The organism is Sinorhizobium sp. M4_45, assembly GCF_002885915.1.
GTDB classification, from domain to species: domain Bacteria; phylum Pseudomonadota; class Alphaproteobacteria; order Rhizobiales; family Rhizobiaceae; genus Sinorhizobium; species Sinorhizobium meliloti_A.
On record NZ_NWVE01000001.1, the window covers coordinates 675764 to 695414 of the forward strand.

Annotated in this window: 21 protein-coding genes and 1 pseudogene; 9 read left to right on the top strand and 13 right to left on the bottom strand. The window is 61.3% G+C overall.

Annotated features, from left to right (window positions below; genetic code table 11):
* Positions 1-132: 132 nt before the first annotated feature.
* Entirely contained in the window at positions 133-894 is a 762-nt protein-coding gene (locus CN933_RS03425; protein ID WP_018095290.1) for an outer membrane protein, read from the bottom strand.
* Positions 895-1302: 408 nt separating this feature from the next.
* On the bottom strand, positions 1303-2307 hold the full coding sequence (locus tag CN933_RS03430; protein ID WP_003530649.1) for a GlxA family transcriptional regulator: 1005 nt from the start codon (positions 2305-2307) through the stop codon (positions 1303-1305).
* A gap of 506 nt (positions 2308-2813) precedes the next feature.
* Here CN933_RS03430 and CN933_RS03435 point away from each other — a divergent pair.
* Both CN933_RS03435 and dmeF read left to right on the top strand, forming a co-directional pair.
* On the top strand, positions 2814-3086 hold the full coding sequence (locus CN933_RS03435) for a metal/formaldehyde-sensitive transcriptional repressor (RefSeq protein ID WP_018095287.1): 273 nt from the start codon (positions 2814-2816) through the stop codon (positions 3084-3086).
* The gene (gene dmeF / locus CN933_RS03440) at positions 3083-4039 is read left to right on the top strand and encodes a CDF family Co(II)/Ni(II) efflux transporter DmeF (RefSeq protein WP_018095286.1); all 957 of its coding nucleotides are present in this window, start codon (positions 3083-3085) and stop codon (positions 4037-4039) included. Before CN933_RS03435 ends, dmeF begins: the two co-directional genes overlap by 4 nt.
* 13 nt (positions 4040-4052) lie before the next feature.
* Here dmeF and CN933_RS03445 read toward each other — a convergent pair.
* A pseudogene (locus CN933_RS03445) lies at positions 4053-4653 on the bottom strand (YdeI/OmpD-associated family protein).
* Between the two features lie 234 nt (positions 4654-4887).
* Between CN933_RS03445 and CN933_RS03450 the strand changes: the two are divergent.
* Complete coding sequence (locus tag CN933_RS03450; RefSeq protein ID WP_018095284.1) at positions 4888-5751, top strand: alpha/beta fold hydrolase; 864 nt, start codon at positions 4888-4890, stop codon at positions 5749-5751.
* Positions 5752-5874: 123 nt separating this feature from the next.
* Here CN933_RS03450 and CN933_RS03455 read toward each other — a convergent pair whose 3' ends face one another.
* Positions 5875-6075, bottom strand: a complete 201-nt coding sequence (locus tag CN933_RS03455) for a hypothetical protein (protein WP_018095283.1) — start codon at positions 6073-6075, stop codon at positions 5875-5877.
* A gap of 550 nt (positions 6076-6625) precedes the next feature.
* On the opposite strand from CN933_RS03455, the gene CN933_RS03465 reads away from it, so the two are divergent.
* The 3 genes from CN933_RS03465 (at position 6626) to CN933_RS03475 (ending at position 8450) form a co-directional block, all read left to right on the top strand.
* Positions 6626-7522 carry a LysR substrate-binding domain-containing protein gene (locus CN933_RS03465; protein WP_018095281.1) on the top strand — a complete coding sequence of 299 codons (897 nt, stop codon included), beginning with the start codon at positions 6626-6628 and terminating at the stop codon, positions 7520-7522.
* A 97-nt stretch (positions 7523-7619) separates the two neighbouring features.
* Positions 7620-7949, top strand: coding sequence for an ArsR/SmtB family transcription factor (locus CN933_RS03470; protein WP_018095280.1), 330 nt, complete (start codon positions 7620-7622; stop codon positions 7947-7949).
* A 30-nt stretch (positions 7950-7979) separates the two neighbouring features.
* On the top strand, positions 7980-8450 hold the full coding sequence (locus tag CN933_RS03475) for an SRPBCC family protein (RefSeq protein WP_018095279.1): 471 nt from the start codon (positions 7980-7982) through the stop codon (positions 8448-8450).
* Positions 8451-8650: 200 nt separating this feature from the next.
* Here CN933_RS03475 and CN933_RS03480 read toward each other — a convergent pair whose 3' ends face one another.
* The 7 genes from CN933_RS03480 to CN933_RS03510 all read right to left on the bottom strand — a co-directional run bounded on the left by CN933_RS03480 (position 8651) and on the right by CN933_RS03510 (position 14838).
* Positions 8651-9313: a phosphotransferase-like protein gene (locus tag CN933_RS03480; protein WP_018095278.1), complete on the bottom strand. Its 663-nt coding sequence runs from the start codon at positions 9311-9313 to the stop codon at positions 8651-8653.
* A gap of 61 nt (positions 9314-9374) precedes the next feature.
* Positions 9375-11426, bottom strand: coding sequence for an ASKHA domain-containing protein (locus tag CN933_RS03485; RefSeq protein ID WP_018095277.1), 2052 nt, complete (start codon positions 11424-11426; stop codon positions 9375-9377).
* Between the two features lie 19 nt (positions 11427-11445).
* Complete coding sequence (locus tag CN933_RS03490; RefSeq protein ID WP_018095276.1) at positions 11446-11784, bottom strand: hypothetical protein; 339 nt, start codon at positions 11782-11784, stop codon at positions 11446-11448.
* A 2-nt stretch (positions 11785-11786) separates the two neighbouring features.
* The gene (locus CN933_RS03495) at positions 11787-12746 is read right to left on the bottom strand and encodes a methyltetrahydrofolate cobalamin methyltransferase (protein ID WP_018095275.1); all 960 of its coding nucleotides are present in this window, start codon (positions 12744-12746) and stop codon (positions 11787-11789) included.
* A 121-nt stretch (positions 12747-12867) separates the two neighbouring features.
* Positions 12868-13959 carry a methylenetetrahydrofolate reductase gene (locus CN933_RS03500; protein ID WP_018095274.1) on the bottom strand — a complete coding sequence of 364 codons (1092 nt, stop codon included), beginning with the start codon at positions 13957-13959 and terminating at the stop codon, positions 12868-12870.
* Complete coding sequence (locus CN933_RS03505) at positions 13956-14543, bottom strand: methylenetetrahydrofolate reductase C-terminal domain-containing protein (protein WP_018095273.1); 588 nt, start codon at positions 14541-14543, stop codon at positions 13956-13958. The genes CN933_RS03500 and CN933_RS03505 overlap by 4 nt, the downstream gene beginning before the upstream one ends.
* A complete protein-coding gene (locus CN933_RS03510) occupies positions 14536-14838 on the bottom strand; it encodes a virulence factor (RefSeq protein ID WP_003530676.1) in 303 nt (100 codons plus the stop codon). Before CN933_RS03510 ends, CN933_RS03505 begins: the two co-directional genes overlap by 8 nt.
* Before the next feature lie 305 nt (positions 14839-15143).
* Here CN933_RS03510 and CN933_RS03515 point away from each other — a divergent pair, with 305 nt between their 5' ends.
* Positions 15144-15611 (top strand): BA14K family protein, encoded by a 468-nt coding sequence (locus tag CN933_RS03515; protein ID WP_018095272.1) that lies wholly within the window; start codon positions 15144-15146, stop codon positions 15609-15611.
* Positions 15612-15927: 316 nt separating this feature from the next.
* Here the strand turns inward: CN933_RS03515 and CN933_RS03520 are convergent, their stop codons facing one another.
* Entirely contained in the window at positions 15928-16548 is a 621-nt protein-coding gene (locus CN933_RS03520) for a DUF1638 domain-containing protein (protein WP_026168630.1), read from the bottom strand.
* A 37-nt stretch (positions 16549-16585) separates the two neighbouring features.
* Between CN933_RS03520 and CN933_RS03525 the strand changes: the two genes are divergently transcribed.
* Complete coding sequence (locus CN933_RS03525; RefSeq protein ID WP_080636480.1) at positions 16586-16744, top strand: entericidin domain-containing protein; 159 nt, start codon at positions 16586-16588, stop codon at positions 16742-16744.
* An 88-nt stretch (positions 16745-16832) separates the two neighbouring features.
* On the opposite strand, the gene CN933_RS03530 is transcribed toward CN933_RS03525, so the two are convergent.
* A complete protein-coding gene (locus tag CN933_RS03530) occupies positions 16833-17531 on the bottom strand; it encodes a cobalamin B12-binding domain-containing protein (RefSeq protein WP_018095269.1) in 699 nt (232 codons plus the stop codon).
* A 509-nt stretch (positions 17532-18040) separates the two neighbouring features.
* On the opposite strand from CN933_RS03530, the gene CN933_RS03535 reads away from it, so the two are divergent.
* Positions 18041-19615 carry a trimethylamine methyltransferase family protein gene (locus tag CN933_RS03535; RefSeq protein WP_018095268.1) on the top strand — a complete coding sequence of 525 codons (1575 nt, stop codon included), beginning with the start codon at positions 18041-18043 and terminating at the stop codon, positions 19613-19615.
* The last annotated feature ends 36 nt before the right edge of the window (positions 19616-19651 follow it).

Below are 19651 nucleotides of genomic sequence, written 5' to 3' on the forward strand. Positions count from 1 at the left end.
TTTGTCTACGACGCCGTTTGTGTCACAAGCGTCTTAAGAAAGCTCGTAATACATTGATTAAAAAGGTTTTTGTGTTCGCTTACGAAGCGGCCGCCTTGTGTCTTTGCCCCTACCACTCGGCGTCCCGCAAGGTCACATTCGCCAACGGATTCCGACCCGCACCACATCGAAATCGAGATCGTTTTCGTAGCGCGGGAACGCGCCGACCGGTTCGATCGCTGCGCCCGAGGCGGTCACCTTGCCGAAATCGTAATGAAGATATTCGAGCGTTGCCGACCAGTTCTCCGCAAAGCGCCACTCAGCCCCAGCACCTGCCACCCAACCGCTCTTTGTTCCTCCGCCGGAAACGTTCATCTGACCGATCGTCGGCCAGTCGCTAAGGTCGTAGGCGCGCACGCCGATATCGGCCACGGCGACACCGCCGGTCACATAAAAGAGCAGGTCGTCGGCGGCAAGTCCGGCACGAAGACGTGCGGTGCCGACCCAGTCGGTGTCGAAGCTTGCATGTGTGTCGTTGACGATTGCGGACGTGCCGGTGCCGGCAAGATTCATAAGGCTGAAATCGACTGCGCCACCGATTACGAGTGTCAGCCCTTCGACATCGAGTTGCCGGTCGCAACCGGCTTCGATCCCGCCGACTACTCCGTGATCATCGCTCTTGATCACCTCGTAGGGCGGACCGACGCTGTTCCAGGAGGTTCCGTCCGTCGCGAATGGCCCCTGGGTGAACGGCTTATCGGTTGCTTCGGCATCGGCGCGGCCATAGCCCGCATTTGCTCCCAGATAACAGCCCGACCAGTTTCGGGAGGAAGTCAGTTCGTCGGCGAAGGTCGCGTGAGCGCTTGTTACCGTCAGCGCGATGGCGAAGGCCACGGGCGAGGCGAGACCGGACATATTATCTCTCTTGATATATGATAAACAACTTATAGATGATTATGCTGATGGAATTCTCGTTATGCGACCATAAGTAAGACGGCGGCCCAAAGAAAGTGGGCGCTTTGCACAATCATTAATTTTTTGTGAGAGGGGGCCGTTTATCCGGAGAAAATGGTGCTCCGGCCCAATTGAAAGCGGCGAAAAGCGAAATCCTTCACTGCTGCGCGGCGGCGCGGCCGGAGAGCGAAGCCCGCCGTTTCCCTGTTTCAATGAAACAGGGAAACGTTCTAACAGTTTGGAATCACACACTTCCACGCGGAAGAGCGTTACACCCTTTCCGGAAGTGCTCTAAACCAATCGGTCCGTACGAGCGAATCAGGGTTTCGACCAACCCTGCAAGGTCCCAGAGGATCGAATAGACGCGATCTACCGTGCCATCTGCAGCGTCAGCTTGCGCTCGGCGCGTTCCTGCTGCGGCGAGCGGTTGTAAAGCTCGCGGTAACACTTCGAGAAATGCGAAGCGGAAACGAAGCCGCAGGCGACGGCGACTTCCACAACCGGCATGGACGACTGAATAAGCAGGTGCCGGGCGCGGTCGAGGCGGATTTCCAGATAATAGCGGGCAGGCGACCTGCCCATTTCCTGGCGGAAAAGCCGCTCTATCTGACGGCGAGACAGGTCCGCGCTTTCTGCGATCTCCAGTAGCGACAGCGGCTCGGAGAGGTTGCTCTCCATCAGTTCGATGATTGACAGGACTTTTGCGTTCTGGACGCCGAGACGCGCTCTCAGCGGCAGCCGCTGGCGGTCGTGCGGCCCGCGCACCCGATCCGTCAGCGCCTGTTCGCATACGCGGTTGACGAGGTTCTCGCCGAAATCCTGATCGATCAGGTTCAGCATCATGTCGAGCGAGGCGGTGCCGCCGGCGCACGTATAGATGTTGCCGTCGATCTCGTAGAGGTCCGCATATACATCGGCCTGGGGGAAGCTCTCGGAGAAGCCCGGCAGGTTTTCCCAATGGATCGCGCAGCGCTTGCCCGTGAGCAGGCCCGCCGAGGCGAGCACATGGGCGCCGGTACAGAGACTGCCGACGGCGATGCCGCGATTATAGGCTTCGCGCAGCCATGCGTTCACCGACTTGTTCTGGAAGTCCTCGACATAGACGCCCGAACAGACCAGCACCATCGATGGGCGGCTTTCTCCGCCGAGATACTTGCGTTCGTCGGCCAGCGAAGTGTTGACTTCGAGCGCAATGCCGGCCGACGAATAGACCTTTTGCCCGTCGGTCGAGGCGAGACGCCACGTATAGGCTTCATAACCGAGCATCCGGTTCGCGATGCGAAGCGTCTCGATCGCCGCCGAAAAGGGCAGCATCGAAAAGTTTGGCACCAGAAAGAAGACGAGCGAGCGCTTCTTCGTCAGCGGTTTGTGCATAGAACCTCCCAGGCTAAAGCACGTTGCAGAGATAGAATTCATGCGACGCACTTCAGGTCGTCGCTTCCGTGCATGTCGTCAGCCCCAAACCGCTGCGCACTTCTGGGCGACATGCATTAAGGCTCGTATATTCGTCGCTTGGAATATGCGCTTCAGCTTGCCGGATTGCGACATTGGCATGGAAAGCCGCGACTGGGAAGAAATTTCGCATTGCGACATCCTTCGGCCCGGGCCTCTTGCGGGCCGGATCGACGAGTGTATGGAATGCGACAAGATCACGGACCGCGATGACGTAATCGAGCAAAAATAAGGCAAATTGAGCGAAAGCTGCGCAAGAGCGCCTAAGTTGCGACTTTGCCGCCAGCGACTTTTCACCTTCGCGGAGTCGGGATGTCGGTATCTGACAAGACGCAATGGAGCGCGCGCAGCTTCGTGGCTTGGCGTCAATGCAACACAGCGACGGCGCGGCTTGCATGGGCGTCGGAAATAGGGTACCCCCCTATGCTATGTCCCATACGATCAGAGATCAGGAAAAGTTGCTCGCCCGTGTCCGCCGTCTAAAGGGGCAGATGGAAGCGGTCGAGCGTGCGCTCGAAGCTCGCCAGGCCTGCGGCGATATTCTCAACCTCGTCGCCTCCGTGCGCGGTGCAGTCAACGGGCTGACCATCGAACTGATCGAAGATCATATTCGCGGCCACGTCGCCGGCCACGAATCTCAAGGAGAGCGCGAAGAGGGCGCTGCCGAACTGATCGAAATCGTCAGGAGATACCTGAAATGAGCGAAACCCATTCACCGGCGCCCACAGGTCATGATCATGTATTCCTCGGCGACAATCACCAGCGCAACGAAAGGCGCACCTGGTTCGTCATTGCGCTGACTGCGGGAATGATGGTCGCGGAGATCGCCGCGGGTACCTTCTACGGCTCCATGGCATTGGTCGCCGACGGCTGGCACATGTCGACACACGCCGCGGCCCTGCTCATCGCGGCGCTCGCCTATCTCTATGCCCGCCGGAACGCGCGCAACCCACGCTTTACCTTCGGTACGGGCAAGCTTGGCGATCTCGCCGGTTTCTCAAGCGCGATCGTACTTGCCTTGATCGCCCTGCTGATCGGCTGGGAAAGCCTCCTGCGGCTTGCCAATCCGGTGGCAATCAGTTTTCCGCAGGCCATTTCGGTGGCCGTGCTCGGACTTGCGGTCAATCTCGCCTGTGCCTGGCTGCTTCGTGAGGATCATTCACATCATCACCACCACCACGGCCATCATCACCATCACGAGCACCACCATAGCGTCTCGGCGCACGGGCGGGACAACAATCTGCGTGCCGCCTACCTGCATGTGCTGGCGGACGCGCTCACCTCGGTCCTTGCGATCGTCGCTCTTGCGGCCGGCAGCGTCTTTGGCTGGATATGGCTCGATCCGATGATGGGCATTGTCGGCGCGCTGGTGATTGCCCGCTGGTCATGGGGCCTGATCCGAGACAGCGGCAGCGTGTTGCTCGATTACATTCCGCCGGGCGAGGACCTGCCCGACGAAATACGCGCGGCAATCGAGCGGGACGGGGATCGGATCACCGATCTGCACGTGTGGCAGCTTGGGCCCGGCCACCACGGTGCCATCGTTTCGCTGGTGACGAAGAATCCCCAAAGTCCGTCGAGCTACCGCCGCAAGCTCGAGCATATCCACGAGCTTTCGCACGTGACGGTCGAGGTCGAACCGCTGGCGGCCTGAGAGGCAGATCGATCTATCGCGCCTTGCGTCGTGGGTGAGGCGTCTCGCCGCGGGCCAGCATGCCGACATATTTTTCGATGCGCGCAGCCCGCGTCTCGGTCTTTTTTCGCATCGTGAATGCGGAATAGGATTGCGTAGCGATTCCGGCTGTCGAGTTCGTCGAACAGCATCTTAGCCGCTGCGTTCTGCGCAAGCGCATCGTGAAGATCGTCGGGCACGGTCGCCTTGCTCGGCGGTGGCGCGGCGGCATCCCACCGGCCGTCGTTCTTGGCGCGTTCAACTTCGGCAAGGCCGCGCGGTGTCATGCGCCCCTCGGCGATCAATTCGGTCGCCCGAGCGCAATTTACCTGCGACCATCGGCTGCGCGCACGGCGCGGCGTGTATTTGTTCAGGTAAAAGTCGCTGTCGGATCCAATACGCTGACCGTCGATCCAGCCGTAACAGAGCGCCACATCGAGCGCCTCCCTCGGCGTGATGGTCGCTATCCCGGACGCCTTCTTGGCGAATTTCACCCAAAGCCCCTTGCAATCAGGTCCTTGCTCCGCGATCCACGTTTCGAAGGTCTTTGCGTCCGCAAAATGGATCACCGGCAATTGGGCTTCACTCTCACTCATCAGGATTACCGATCTACTGGGGAACTCTCGACACGGACCGCTTTTACAAAAGCAAAAACATGCCGCTGATGCCAGCCGCAAATATTACCGGGAGGCGAGGGGGTCGTCCGGGCAAAGGCAGTCACAGGTTGCGCAGCGCTGCAAAAATTGTGTTGCTCATGTCGGGGAGCGGGAGCCTCGCTCGTCTTATCATCGAAACCGGCACAGGCCGGTCCCAAACCGAGGAGAAGAACGATGTTCCGCACCGCCCTGATTACCGCGACGCTGCTCGTTGCGGGCGCCACGCTTGCCCGATCCGAACCGGCGGGCGATCGGGTCAAGGTCAACGGCATGGAAATGTATTACGAAGTCTCGGGCGAGGGCGACCCGCTCATCGTGCTGCATGGCGCCTACATGAACATCCCTTCGATGGGTGCCATTATCCCGAAGCTCGCAGAGACCCACAAGGTCTATGCGATCGAGTTTCAGGGCCACGGCCGCACCACGGATATCGACCGGCCGATCACCTATCCCAATCTTGCCGATGACGTCGCAGCCTTCATGGATGCCGTGAAGATCGAAAAGGCCGATGTCTTCGGCTACTCGATGGGTGCGGCTGCCGGTCTGCAGCTTGCCATTCGCCATCCGGAAAAAGTCAACAAGCTCGCCGCCGCCTCCGTGGCCTATGATGCCGAGGGCTGGCAGCCGGCGTTCAAGGCCTTCATTCCCCAGATGTCGGTCGAGATGTTCGTCAACATGCCGTTTGCCGAGGATTATCGCAAGCTCGCAGCCAATCCCGACGGTTTCCCCGAGCTCGTCAGGAAACTGATCGCGCTGGAGAAGGAGCCGATGGCATGGGAAGCGGACGTCAGGGCATTGAAAACCCCGGTTTTGATCATCACCGGCGATGCGGACGTGGCGACGCTCGAACATTCGGTCGCTCTGTTCCGGCTGCTCGGTGGGGGCGTCATGGGCGACATGGGCAAACCGCTGCCCGCCTCTCGCCTTGCCGTCCTCCCGGCGACGTCGCACACCGCCGTCATCAGCCAGCCCGAGCTGCTTCATGCGTTCGTCGAGCCTTTTCTGAAGGGCAAGACGCCGAAGGGATTCTTCGAGTAGGGAGCACTTGCTGGCGCCAAGTGCTTGGCGCTTTTCGAAACAAAAAGGGCATTCCGTTGCGGGAATGCCCTTATAGTCTGGTCTTGCGGTCAATGCCGGGAGGATGGCATCTGCAGTCTTTCTTCATTGGTCCGTCTTATGCACTGCATCATCGACGGAGGGGAAGCCGATATCCTTCAACGTGTCGTAGGAGAGGTTCTCCAGGACACGTTCGTTGCGGTGTCGCTTCCATGCGGCCCAGGCACGGGCCCGCAGGTTGAAGAGTCCGGGCAGGGCTGCGAGACCCGGGCTCGACGCGGACGAAAAATGCTCGTTCATAGACATTGCTGGTTCCTTCTGAGTTCCTCAAAAGGTCGCGACCATGGACGTTATGGTGCAACGCGATTGATCATTCAAACGAATATGTTTGATGTAATTCATCAAACCCCGTGATTGATTTCGCTCGCTATAGCCGTTCTATCGGATGCTCTGATCGGTTGCTGTTCCGCGGGTAACAGGTCGTTTCGGACCCTTGCCGGCAGTCTCGCCAGTTGGCGGCGTGTTTCCACCCGATTCCTGACTAGATTGCCGGCACGGCGCCGTTCGGCAATCCGTTCGATAAGAGATCGGGCATGCCACAGCATCGCCAGCACGATGTCCCCGTCATCGATGGTTCGAGCCTGCCTGGGCGCCCGGCCGGTGGGCGCGGCACTCGGGCCCGGTCTTTCGTGAGGGGCGCCATTATCGATCGCCAACATCAGAGCGGACATAGCCTTCTCCTTCTGGTTCAGGGCGTTTCCGTCCCTTGGAGGCTTGACTATCGCGCATGCGTGATGTTCAATCAAACGAAATGAAGTTAAGTTATCTTTCAGTTTTTCTGATCTAGGGTGCCGCCATGAACATGATGATGCGCCACGCGCTTCCGCTGCTCGAAATGGACGTGCTCAAGACTTTCGTCGCCATTGCCGAGACCGGAAACTTCACCACCGCCGCGGAGACGGTCTACCGCACGCCTTCAGCCGTTTCGATGCAGATCAAGAAGCTCGAGGAAATGCTCGGCTGCACGTTGTTTTTGCGCGACGCCCGCTCGGTGTCGCTGACGCCCAAGGGCGAACTCCTGCTCGGCTATGCCCGGCGGCTTCTATCGCTCAACAACGAGACGGTGTCCCGCTTCCTGTTGCCAGACATGAACGGTGTGGTGCGGGTCGGTGCGCCGGAGGACGTCGGCGAGCGAATTCTGCCTGATGTATTGAAGCGCTTTGCCGAGACGTATCCGAACGTCACCATCGACGTTTCGATCGGCATGAGCAACGCGATGCGCAAGCGGGTCGACGAGCATCGGCTGGACATCGCCGTGTTCAACAGCCTTTCCGAGGACTCTGCCAAAGGCGCAGAAATCCTGATGCAGGAGAAACTGGTCTGGGCAGGTGCGAAATGCGGGAACGCGCATCTGCGCGATCCTCTGCCGGTTTCCATGTGGGAGGACGGCTGCGTCTGGCGTGCCGATGCGGTCGAGAAGCTGTCGCGTGCGGGCCGCAAGTTCCGCGTGGCCTTTTTGAGCGCCTATACGACCGGACAGCGTGCGGCTGTTCTCGCCGGGCTCGCGATCGCGCCGCTGCCGCGGTATCTCGTCCAAGGCGAGATGGTCCAGCTCGGCGAGCGTGACGGCCTGCCGGATCTAGGTCACTACAACATCGGCCTCAAGGTCATCGAAGATGCGCCGGCGCCGGTTTTGGCGGTCGCGGAGCATGTTCGCGCTGCCTTCGCCGAGTTGCAGATGCAGGCGGCATAATTCCGCAGGAGGCGTCCCGGGACCGCCAAACGACTCGGGAAGCAAACGTCGCGCGATACCGGGGTGGACGATCATAAGTTTTGGCTTATAATAAGCTATGACTTATGATCAGGATAAAGCCTTTGCTGCGCTCGCCGATCCAACGCGCCGTGCCATCTTCGAGAAGGTGGCTGAGCGGCGGCAGTCGGTCGCCGAGATCGCCCGGGCCATGCCGGTTTCACAGCCGGCGATCTCACAGCATTTGAAGATACTGAAGGCGGCACATCTCGTGCGCGACGTGCCGTCGGGTGCGCGGCGAATCTATTCGATCGATCCCAACGGGCTGGGGCCGCTCAGGAAATGGCTCGACCGATTCTGGGATGATCAACTCGCCGCATTCAAGCAGGCGGTCGAGGCGGCCGAGTGGTCTGAAGAAGCCGAAGAGTAACTCTGTCGCGATCTCACGGGAGGAGACCTCATGAACATGATCGAGCCGGCACCGGTCCGGAAGTCGGTTACGGTGCGTACATCGCCGCAGCAGGCGTTCGACATTTTCGTCAGCGGAATGGGGACGTGGTGGATCAAGGGCCACAGCCTCACGCAGTCCGGTCAAAAGACGGTTGTGGTAGAGGCGGTCGCGGGTGGCCGCTGGTACGAGATCGGCAACGCGGGCGAAGAATGCGAGTGGGGGCGTGTCGTTGCGTGCGACAGACCGAACCGAATTCTATTCGACTGGCAGCTCAACGCCGATTTCGACTTCGATCCCGGCCTGCATACCGAAGTGGAGGTCCTGTTCGAGGCAAATGGGGAAGGTGGCACAACCGTCATTCTCGAGCACCGCCATCTTGAAAATTACGGCGTGAAGGCCGAGGAAATGCGCGGTATTTTCGATTCGGAAAATGGCTGGGGCGGTCTGTTGGCGTCCTATGTGGAGATGGCAGCAGCTTGAGTTCACGCCGTTGCCGGTCATCATGCGCCATTAGAACCTATGGCTGGCTCTGCCGACCGATCGGCCCATAAAGCGTATATGGGGACTGCAATCGGCGCGGGAAGCGTTCTTCCTGCCCAAGGACTTCGTCGGCTGGATCCTTGTGACAAGCACATTGAAATGAAACAAGCCGCCGCGGATATCCGCAATCTCAACAGGCCTTAATCCGGCTGCGAAATGCTGGCCATTCTGGCCAGCCGTTGGAATGCCGTCGGAGCCATGGGCTCTGCTTCGAGCCGTTTGCGGATGAGCGCGGCGCATTCGTCAGGCGTCATCATGGACGTGTCGACTGCGAGATCGTAGATGCCGGGGCGATGCACCTCTCGCTGCCAGGCGAGCACCTGGCGCGGAACAGGCTCCGCCTCGCTGCCGGTGAGGTAACCGCCTTCGCGACCGAGCTGGCCGCGATTGCGCCGCTCCATTATCGTCTCGACTGGACACCGCACCCCGACGAAGAGGACGGGAAGGCCGAGAAGCCGCCGGGCACAGTCGGGAAGGATATGGCGTGGTTCACCATAGGCCTCGTGATGCCCGACATCGGCGACAACGTTCAGACCCAGCCGGCTATGCGCGGCAACGGACTCGTAGAGGGCAGCATAGAAGAGGGGTACGAGCGCTTCGATTTCAGGCAATTCACCGCCGGGCCGCAACCCGATCCCCGGCAGGTAGCGGCGAGGCATTACTCGCTCCATGTAGGTGTCGACGCCAAGGTTCATCCACGGCCCGTCGAATGTCTCCTGGATCACCGCGGCTATGCTCGATTTGCCGGATCGCGGCGCCCCGTTGAGGATGACGATCCGTCCAGGATTGCAGCCGCTTTTCATCGGATCTCCTCGGCCGTCGACACATGGTCCGGCTATTCGAAGCGGTGAGACGAGGCTGGGACTACTCCCTATTGCGTCGCCGTCTGCGGCCGCCTCCTTCGCCGCCGTCGTCGATCAGTGCCTTGCGCGCCGGCAGGGTAACCACTTCGGCGAGTTTCGGGAAGGCATCCACCTTGTTCGGCATCGCCATGGCGTTGACGAAATGCTCCTGAAACTTCGATTCAAGCGCCGTCTCTATCTTCTCGATTTTCCTCACTGTTTGCTCGATCTCGCGGCGGTGACCGCGATTGAGGAGCGCCATCAGCGCGCCTGTGCCGGCGGCATTGCCGACCGCCTTCACTTCGGTGAGGTCGCAATCGGGGATCAGTCCGAGCACCATGGCATATTTCGGATCGATGAAGGAGCCGAAGGCACCGGCAAACCGGATCGTGTCGACGTGATCGACACCTTGTTTCTCCATGAGCAGCTTGATGCCGGCATAGAGCGCGGACTTGGCGAGCTGGATCGCTCTGATATCGTTCTGCGTCACGGTGATGCGCTGTTCGCCTTCGTGGAGCAGATAGGAGAAGGTGCGGCCGTTCGGGATGATGCGCGGGCTCTTCGCGACCATTGCGCCGTCGACGACGCCGTCCTGCGAAATGATGCCGGTGAGGTACATCTCCGCGACGACTTCGATGATCGCCGAGCCACAGATGCCTGTGACACCGACTGCCGCAGCGGCCTCGGCGAAACCTTCTTCATTCGACCATTTGTCGACGCCGATCACCCGGAACCGCGGCTCCAGCGTCTCGGGATCGATGCGAACGCGCTCGATCGCTCCGGGTGCGGCTCGTTGGCCGGAGGAGATCTCGGCCCCCTCGAAAGCAGGTCCGGTCGGCGATGAGGCGGCCACGACGCGCTCCCTGTTGCCGAGCACGATCTCGGCATTGGTGCCGACATCGACGAGCAGCATCATCTTGTCCTGACGATGCGGCCCTTCGGAAAGCGTCGCACCCGCGGCGTCCGCTCCGACATGGCCGGCGATGCACGGGAGCATATAGAGGCGCGCGCCGCGATTGACCTCTATGTCGATTTCGTGCGCCCAATATTGCAGGGCGCCGGAGACGGCCAGTGCGAAGGGCGCCTGGCCGAGTTCCGTCGGGTCGATCCCGAGGAACAGGTGATGCATGATCGGATTGGCGACGACGACCATGTCGAGAATGTCGCGGCGGTCGACCTCGCCTTCGGCGCAGACCTTGCCGATCAGGCCGTTCAACGCTTCGCGTACCGCCTTGGTCATCGCCTCGCGGCCATCCGGATTCATCATCACATAGGAGACGCGGCTCATCAGATCCTCACCGAAGCGGATCTGCGGATTCGATGTGCCGGAGGAGGCCACGATGCGTCCGGAGAGCAGCGATACGAGATGCATCGCAATCGTCGTCGAGCCAATGTCGCAGGCGACGCCATAAGCCTCGTTCTTCAGTCCAGGCCAGAGAGCGACAATGAAGGGACGCGAGGAGTCCATGTCGCGATGGATCGCCGCAGTCACTGCCCAATTGCCCTTGCGCAATATGCCTTGTACCTGGGGGATCAGGTGGGGGGCGATCAGAAGGTCCTTCCAACCCCAGTCTTTTTCCAGGACGACCTTCAACCGATCGAGATCGCCGAGCGGCTTATGCATGTCCGGTTCGTCGATCTCGACATAGCACAGTTGCACCGCCGCATTGCGCTCGATCACGCGGTCGGTTGCGGCCTTGCGCACCACCTGTGCGTTGATGACGGTGTCCTGCGGCACGTCGATGACGAGATCGCCGAGAATCTGCGCCGAACAGGACAGCCGCCGCCCGTCAGGCAATTCGCGCACGCTCGCGTAACGCTGCTCCTTGGGACCAATCGGCGAGATATGGTCGTTGGACGAAACGATCTTGTGCTTGGCGAAATTGCCTTCCTGAACGGAAACCTGGCAACGCCCGCAGGTGGCGCGGCCGCCACAGACGCTTTCGACATAAACTCCAAGCGAACGTGCGGCATCGAGGATCGGCGTCCCGACGGGGAAACGGCCGCGTTTGCCGGAGGGCATGAAGAGCACCAGCGGATCGTTCTTTTCGTCCTTCGAGGGCACGTTCAACATTTTCTGTCTCGCCAGCAGTTTATTTCGCGAGCCGGCGGGCGTTTGCCCGCACGCGCTTGGCATAGGGCCGAACTGCGGCCGCCGCTATCCGGTTGTGCGCGGCGGCAGAGCCCGGCTTTCCGGCGGCAAGCGCCGCGGCCGCACCCATTCCTTCCTTCACCAGGGCGACATTGGCGGCGACGACGCTTTCGGCGACTGCCGCCATCTTTTCGGTCACCATCCGGCTTGCCTCGACATAGTCGGTTGCCGAGCCGGTGATAGCGGCTACGGCCATCGCCTGCGTACGCGCGGCTATGACCATGGGGGCCTGAAACCAGAGTGCCGCCAGGTCGCTTGCGAAGGAGTGGTGCCTGGCCATTTTTACTCCGCCCGTGCGACGCCGGCACGCGCCGCGCGTCCGCCGCGCCGCCCGCCGGCACCCGCCGGTGCGGCCGCAGCGACGGCCTGGCCGCCTTCGGCCGGCTTGTGGTCGCGATAGGTCATGATCCAGTTTGTGCAGTTCGGATCGGTGCCGTTAAGCACGTTCGCGGCTCGAACCGCCTCCATTTCCTGCGGACGGCAGGGGTTCATGATGGCCGAGGTCATGCCGGCGCCGATCACCATGGGGATGAAGCCGGCGTTGATGCCGTGGCGATGCGGCAGGCCGAAGGAAATGTTGGAGAGGCCGCAGGTGGTGTTGACCTTGAGCTCTTCGCGAAGGCGGCGAAGCAGCGCGAAAACCTGCTGGCCCGCAGATCCCAGTGCGCCGATCGGCATGACCAGCGGATCGACGACGATATCGTGCGGCTTGATGCCGTAATCGGCGGCGCGCTCGACGATCTTCTTGGCGACCGCGAAGCGGACGTCCGGGTCCATCGAAATGCCGGTCTCGTCATTGGAGATCGCCACCACCGGAACGTCGTATTTCTTGCAGAGCGGCAGGATCGCTTCGAGCTTCTCTTCCTCGCCGGTCACCGAGTTGACGAGCGGGCGGCCCTTTGCGACGCGCAGGCCGGCTTCGATGGCGGCAGTAACCGAACTGTCGATCGACAGCGGCACGTCGACGAGGCCCTGAACGATCTCCAGAGTCTTGACGAGGAGCGGCGGCTCGGTCTCGTTCGGGTCGACGGCCGTCACGCCTGCATTGACGTCGAGCATCGTCGCGCCGGCGGCAACCTGCTCCAGCGCATCCTTAATCACGGTGTCGAAGTTGCCCTCGATCATCTCGGCCGCGAGCTTCTTACGGCCGGTCGGATTGATGCGTTCGCCGATGACGCAGAAGGGCTGGTCGAAGCCGATGATGATCTCGCGGGTGGCGGAGGCGACGATGGTGCGGGTCATATGAGATCCTCTGAACCTTGAGCGTTGGCCTATGTAATAGGGCCGTTCTGTGTTTGTAAGGCGCTGGACGAGCAGGAGCGCCGGTTATCCTCTGCTAAAGCCGCCGACTCACGGCTTTGTCTCAATGCGGGTGGTGCGCAGCGGCCTCGGCCATCTGCTGCTGATTTTCTTCTTTGCCTTCGCGGATATGCTCCAGCCGCTCCGCAACCAGCGCATCGGTCGGCGCGGCTTCGCGAGTCCAGGGTTTGCGGCCCCTCAGGACACCCGATTCATGGACGATTTCGGCAACATACTCTTCCTGGCGGTAGGCCATGACGTGGACGCCGGAAACGCCCTCGATCTCCTTCACCTCGTTCATGATGTCGATACAGAGCTGCTTGCCTTCCTTTTTCTGGTCTTGGGCGCCCTCGAGCCGCTTGATGATGCTGTCCGGAATGTGGATGCCCGGAACATTGGAGCGGATCCAGCGGGCAGTCTTGGCGGATGCCATCGGCCCGACGCCCACCAGGATGTAGCACTTCTCGTGAAGACCGAGATCGCGCACCTTCTTCATGTATTCGCGAAACATCGGAACGTCGAAGCAATACTGGCTCTGCACGAACTGTGCGCCGGCCTCGATCTTCTTGGCGAGGCGATAGGGGCGGAAATCATAGGGCGGAGCGAAGGGGTTGATCGCCGCTCCGAGGAATACCTGAGGCGGCGTCGTCAGCTTGCGGCCCGAAAGAAACTTGGAATTGTCGCGCATGATGCGCACCGTCTCGAGCAGGGACATGCAGTCGAGATCGAAAACCGGCTTGGCCCCGGGCTGGTCGCCCGCCTGCACGCCGTCGCCGGTGAGGCACATGATGTTCTGGACACCCATGGCCGAGGCGCCGAGCACGTCGCCCTGAATCGCGATACGGTTCTTGTCGCGGCAGGCGATCTGCATGATCGGCGCATAGCCCATGCGCGTCAGGAGCGCGCAGATGCCGACGGATGACATGTGGCAGTTGGCGCCTGAAGCGTCGACCGCATTGATGCCGTCCACCCATCCGTCGAAGACTGCCGCTCGCTCGTAGACGTCCTGGGGATCGGCGCTGTCCGGCGGATTGAGTTCGGCGGTCACTGCGAACTCGCCGCGGCGCAGCACGCGCTCCAACCGCCCGCGCGAGGAATGGCCGGGCAGGGGATCGAGCGGTGCGCCGGGATCGTGGGGATTGATGTCCGGACTCATTGCTGCGGACCTTCCTTGTTCGCCGCTTCGCGGGCGGCCGCGGCCTCGGCCGTTACCCGCAACCAGGACGAGGTTTCGCGCAGCGACTGGTTGACCGGCTTCTGCACGTTCATGATTGCATCACCCTTCACCATGTTCTGCGAGCCCTTCCACGCCTGCACCCAGACGCAGGGCATATCCGGTTCGACTTCGCAATTGCCGTTTGCGCGTACGCCGCCGCAGGGGCCGTTCCTCAGCTGTTTCGGACAGTTCATAGGGCACGACATACCGGTTGAGGACAACGCGCACTGGCCGCACATGCGACAGTCGAAGAGGAAGCCCTTGACGTGACGCTCGACGAAGGTGACAGGCCTTTCAACCCGGTTGTAGCCAATTGCGTTCCAAAGCGGATGGAGAAGCAGGAACATGTCGGCGAAACGGTTGTAGAACCACTCGAGGAAACGCGAATTGCGCACGGCCCAGAGACGTACCGTGTATTTGTGGCGCGAGCGGCGGCTGGGCGACACACCCTGGGGCGTATAGGCTCCCGTCGCCGCCTTTCTGGCCGGCTGGGCGTTGCCGGTGACGACCTTCGGGTCAGGCATTGTCCCGGCCTCCGGCCTTGACGAGTGCGACGAGGCGCTCCCGGTCATAGGCGGCTTCCAACTCCGCGGCCGCCCTGTCGGCTTCCGCCTCGAGGTCGTCGGAGACCGGAACGGGATCGGCCTTGCGCCATTCGGCAAGGTAGTCGTCGGTCTCGGCGGCTCCGGTGCGCATGGCGCACATGTCGATCGCCTCGGTGAAACGCAGAGAGAGCTCGCGTTTGGCGGTCTTGCGGCCCTGCTTGATGATGACTTGCGCGGGGATATCGCGCCAGTAGACGATAATGCGGTCTGCCATCGGATTCCTGTTCTCCTATAGGGGCGACAATGCGCATGTCCACGCGCCGTGGCTCACCTTGCCACGACGTCCGATATGTCCAAAAACGACGCTGCACGATCGCGCATCCGAACCTTGCGTTCGCGGAGCGCACCGCTTGTGCCGGCACGGCGAAATGCCTGCCTTATCGGCGGCGACAAAGGACCGGGAATAGGCGTGCACCGGCCTTCGGATGGTCCTTAAGAATATCATGAATCTTGCATTCACTGCGTGTTCACCTGGCCGGCGGCAAAAGCTCTGACCTATTCGAACAGATAGGTGTGGAGATGAAGAAGATTGGGATACTGTTCCTCGCGGCTGTGACGGCTTTCACCGCCTATGCGCCTGCGCAAGCTATGCCCTTCCCGACCGTTCCGGTGTCGCAGGCGAGCGACGTGCAGACGGTCGGCCACCGCGGCTGGCACGGTCACCGACATCGCCCGCGGCACGGCTGGCGCCGGCACGGCCATCGTCACGGCTGGTATAACGGGCATCGCGGCTACAGCTATCGCCGCCACGGCTACCGCCGCCACAGCGACGGCTGGTGGTATCCTCTGGGAGCCTTCGGTGCCGGCATGATCATCGGCGGCGCCATCGCCCAGCCGCGTTACGCAGAGCCACGCTATGCGGCGCCGGGACTGCCTTCCAGCCACGTCAACTGGTGCTATGACCGCTACCGCTCGTACCGCGCTGCGGACAATTCCTATCAGCCCTATGGTGGCCCAAGACAGCAGTGCTATTCGCCGTATTACTGATGTGTCGCGAGGCCGTCCGTCGGTAACGGGCGGCCTTAAAAGCGCGTCGCGCCGAAGTGTGGCTCAGTAACCCGAACTGCCGCCTCCCGAACTGCCCATGCTGCTGCCGCCGGAGTTGGTGGAACTGCTTCCGGCAGGGTTCATCGTGTTTCGGCTGGATTGATTTGTCATGCACCCGGCGAGTGTCAAAAGGGCAATCGCGGCTGCGAGTATCGTCGATCTGCGGGCCATTGTCTCTCTCCCATCGTGAATTGGATAGGACATGTGACGGCGCCCAACTATTCCCTCGGGCGGCACAAACGCCGGCTCAGAGGGATCAAATCTCGATCAGCGATGTCGTGAGATCGCCATAGCCGGTATAGCGGTACTCATATTCGAGCCCGAGAATATCGGCGGCGCGACGCGCCTTTTCCTGCAACACCGCGTCCTCCTGCTGGGAGAGATAGACGAGCTTGCGGTAGTGGCCGAAATACATGTCGCGCAGTTCCGGGTGCCGGTCGAGGCCGAGCGGCTCGATGACGAAGGCTTCGAACTGCCGGGCAAGGAAATCCGTCAGGAAGAAGGCTGTGATGTCATCGTCCCAGCGGGCTGCGAAATCCGTGTTTCCGGCAAAGAACGAGTAGCAATGCGGCCCCGGGATGCGCGTCACCCGTTCCTCTTCGCAGAGGCGGTCGATAAGCCCGCCGGTGCCGCAATCGGCATAGGCGATGAAGATGCGCTCGAAACCGTCGGCGCGCGCCCGGGTGATAGCCTCACGCAGGCCCGGAGTGATCTTTTCCGGCGTGTTGTGCCAGATGGCCGGCAGACAGTTGAGCTCGATGTGGTCGAGCCCGTTGGCCGCGCAGACGGCAAGAATTTCGCGCGCGATCGCGCCGCAACCAATGACATGAACTTTCTTCGGTTGTGCACGTTCTCTTGCCGACGTTGCGTTTTCCATCTTTATTCCGCCTTGCATCAACAAAGGAATCACGGTCATGACGACAAAATCCATCGCGACCATCGGAGCCGTTTTGATAGCGCTGGCAACCCTGAGTTCCTGCGCAAACACGATCCGCGGCGTAGGACAGGATACTGCAAACGCAGTAAACGCGACACAGGGAGCCGGCCATCGGGTCGCCAGGGCCGCCAACTGACGGCCTGAGCGCAAGATCGACGCTTTCTCCGAAAAAAAAGCCGGCTGCTCGTTCACACGGGCAGCCGGCTTTTTCATTTCGGATCGTCTCAGCCGGCTGCGAGCTGATTGTGCTTGCGCTTCATGTAGTCCTTGGCCGTCTCGACGGCGACGGCGGCATCGCGGCAATAGGCATCGGCCCCGACGGCCTTGCCGAATTCCTCGTTGAGCGGTGCACCGCCGACGAGGACGATGTATTCGTCGCGCAATCCCTTTTCTTTCATAGTGTCGATGACGACCTTCATATAGGGCATGGTCGTCGTGAGCAGGGCAGACATGCCGAGGATGTCCGGCTTCTCACGCTCGAGCGCTTCGAGGTAGTTCTCGACCGGATTGTTGATGCCGAGGTCGACGACGTCGAAGCCGGCGCCTTCCATCATCATGCCGACGAGGTTCTTGCCGATGTCGTGGATGTCGCCCTTGACCGTGCCGATCACCATCTTGCCGAGCTTCGGGGCACCGGTTTCAACAAGCAACGGGCGCAGGATGAACATGCCGGCCTTCATGGCATTGGCCGAAAGGAGCACTTCCGGGACGAAGAGAATGCCGTCGCGGAAATCGATGCCGACGATGCGCATGCCTTCGACCAGAGCCTGGGTCAAGACGTCGTAAGGCGTCCAGCCACGCTTGAGGAGGATGCGCGTCCCTTCCTCGATTTCCTCCTTGAGACCGTCATAGAGGTCGTCATGCATCTGCTGCACGAGTTCCTCGTCGGAAAGGTCCTCGAGAATGATTTCATCGTCTGCCATAGTTGGGTTCCTCGGTTCCTGGCACAGTCATTTCGCACGGGTGGCACGAGAGAGGGCGCAATCCGGACGCGTCGCCCAATCCTTAGCGGGCTATACCTAAAAATCTCTTGTTGAAAGCGACGTCGCATGTGATGAAAAACGACGGCGCCCGGCGTAAATGCTCCCACGCGACGGCGGCGGCATTATTCCGCGGTTCGGAATCTGCCGCCTGCAAAATTATACAGCACTTCAAGGCGTTAGAGTGGCGCTTGCGCGGTGCCGATCTGAAGCAGCCGAAAGACGACTGCAATGGCAGCGACCGCAGACCGAGTGTCTAAGATGCGCCAGCCGTTGGCGCATTAAGACCCGTACCGGTCCGGCGCCTTGGTAGCATTAGGTCAAATCGACTACCGGATGCATATGCCCGCCGCTGGATCAGCCTCGCGAAAGGGGTATGCACCCACCCATCAAAGTGTTGCGGCGTTCATCGCGTATGATGCGCGGGGCACCGCGGGAAGAGGAATGAGCGAATGAGCGACGTTACAGAACAAGGTGCGGCCGAAGGCGGCGGACGCCGCGCGCGTGGCGAGGGGCGGGGAGCGGCAGCGCGTCGCGCTTCCCGCACCGGCGGTGGCCCGGGACCGTCTCTGCCCTATATCCAGCGCAGGATTCGCGAATACGAAGTTCTTGACGAGGAAGGGCTGCAGCTCATCGAACGCAACGCCGAGGTCGTTCTCGAAGAGATCGGCATCGAGTTTCGCGACGATGCCGAAGCGCTCGATCTGTGGAAGGCCGCTGGTGCCGACGTGCGCGGTCAACGCGTGCATTTCCCCAAGGGACTTTGCCGCGAGCTCTTGAAGACGGCGCCGAAGGATTTTACCTGGCACGCGCGCAACCCGGAGCGCAGCGCTCAGATCGGCGGCAAGGCGACCGTCTTCGCGCCGGTTTACGGCCCGCCCTTCGTGCGCGATCTCGACGGCAACCGCCGCTATGCGACGATCGAGGATTTCCGCAACTTCGTGAAGCTCGCCTATATGGCGCCGTCGATGCACTCTTCGGGCGGCACGGTATGCGAACCGGTCGATATCGCCGTGAACAAGCGCCACCTCGACATGGTCTATAGCCATATCCGCTATTCCGACAAACCCTTCATGGGATCGGTCACCGCGCCCGAGCGCGCCGAAGACACGGTCGCAATGGCGAAGATCCTTTTCGGCGACGATTTCGTCGAGAACAATGCGGTGACGTTGAACCTCATCAACGCGAACTCGCCGATGGTCTTCGACGAGACGATGCTCGGTGCCGCGAAGGTCTATGCCCGCCATAACCAGGCTTGCGTCGTTTCGCCCTTCATCCTGTCGGGCGCGATGAGCCCGGTCACGGTCGCCGGCACACTGACGCAGATCCTCGCCGAAGTGCTCGCAGGTGCGGCCTTCACCCAGCTCATCCGCAAGGGCGCACCGGTGCTGTTCGGCACCTTCGCCGCATCGATTTCGATGCAGTCGGGCGCGCCGACCTTCGGCACGCCGGAGCCGTCGCTCGTCTCCTACGGCGCTGCTCAGCTGGCTCGCCGCCTCGGCCTGCCGTTCCGTACCGGCGGTTCGCTCTGCGGCTCGAAGGTTCCGGATGCGCAGGCCGCACATGAATCGGCAAATACGCTGAACATGACGCTGCTTGCCGGCACCAACTTCGTGCTGCATGCAGCCGGCTGGCTCGAGGGCGGTCTCGTCTCGTCCTACGAGAAGTTCATGATCGACCAGGATCAGCTCGGCATGATGCAGAAGATGGCCGAGGGCGTGGACCTTTCCGAAGACGCGCAGGCGCTCGACGCCATCCGCGAAGTCGGCCCCGGCAGCCACTATCTCGGCTGTGCACATACGCAGGCGAACTTCCAGAGCGCCTTCTATCGCTCGCCGCTCGCCGATAACAACTCCTTCGAGCAGTGGGAGATCGAGGGCGAGAAGCGGATCGAACAGCGCGCCAACGCGCTCGCCCGCTCGTGGCTCGAAAACTATGAGGCGCCCTATCTCGACCCGGCAATCGACGAGGCGCTGAAGGAATTCATCGCCAAGCGGAAGGACTCGATGCCCGACGCCTTCACCTGAAAGGCTCCCGAGCGAGCCAGGGAGCAAGGCGGCGCG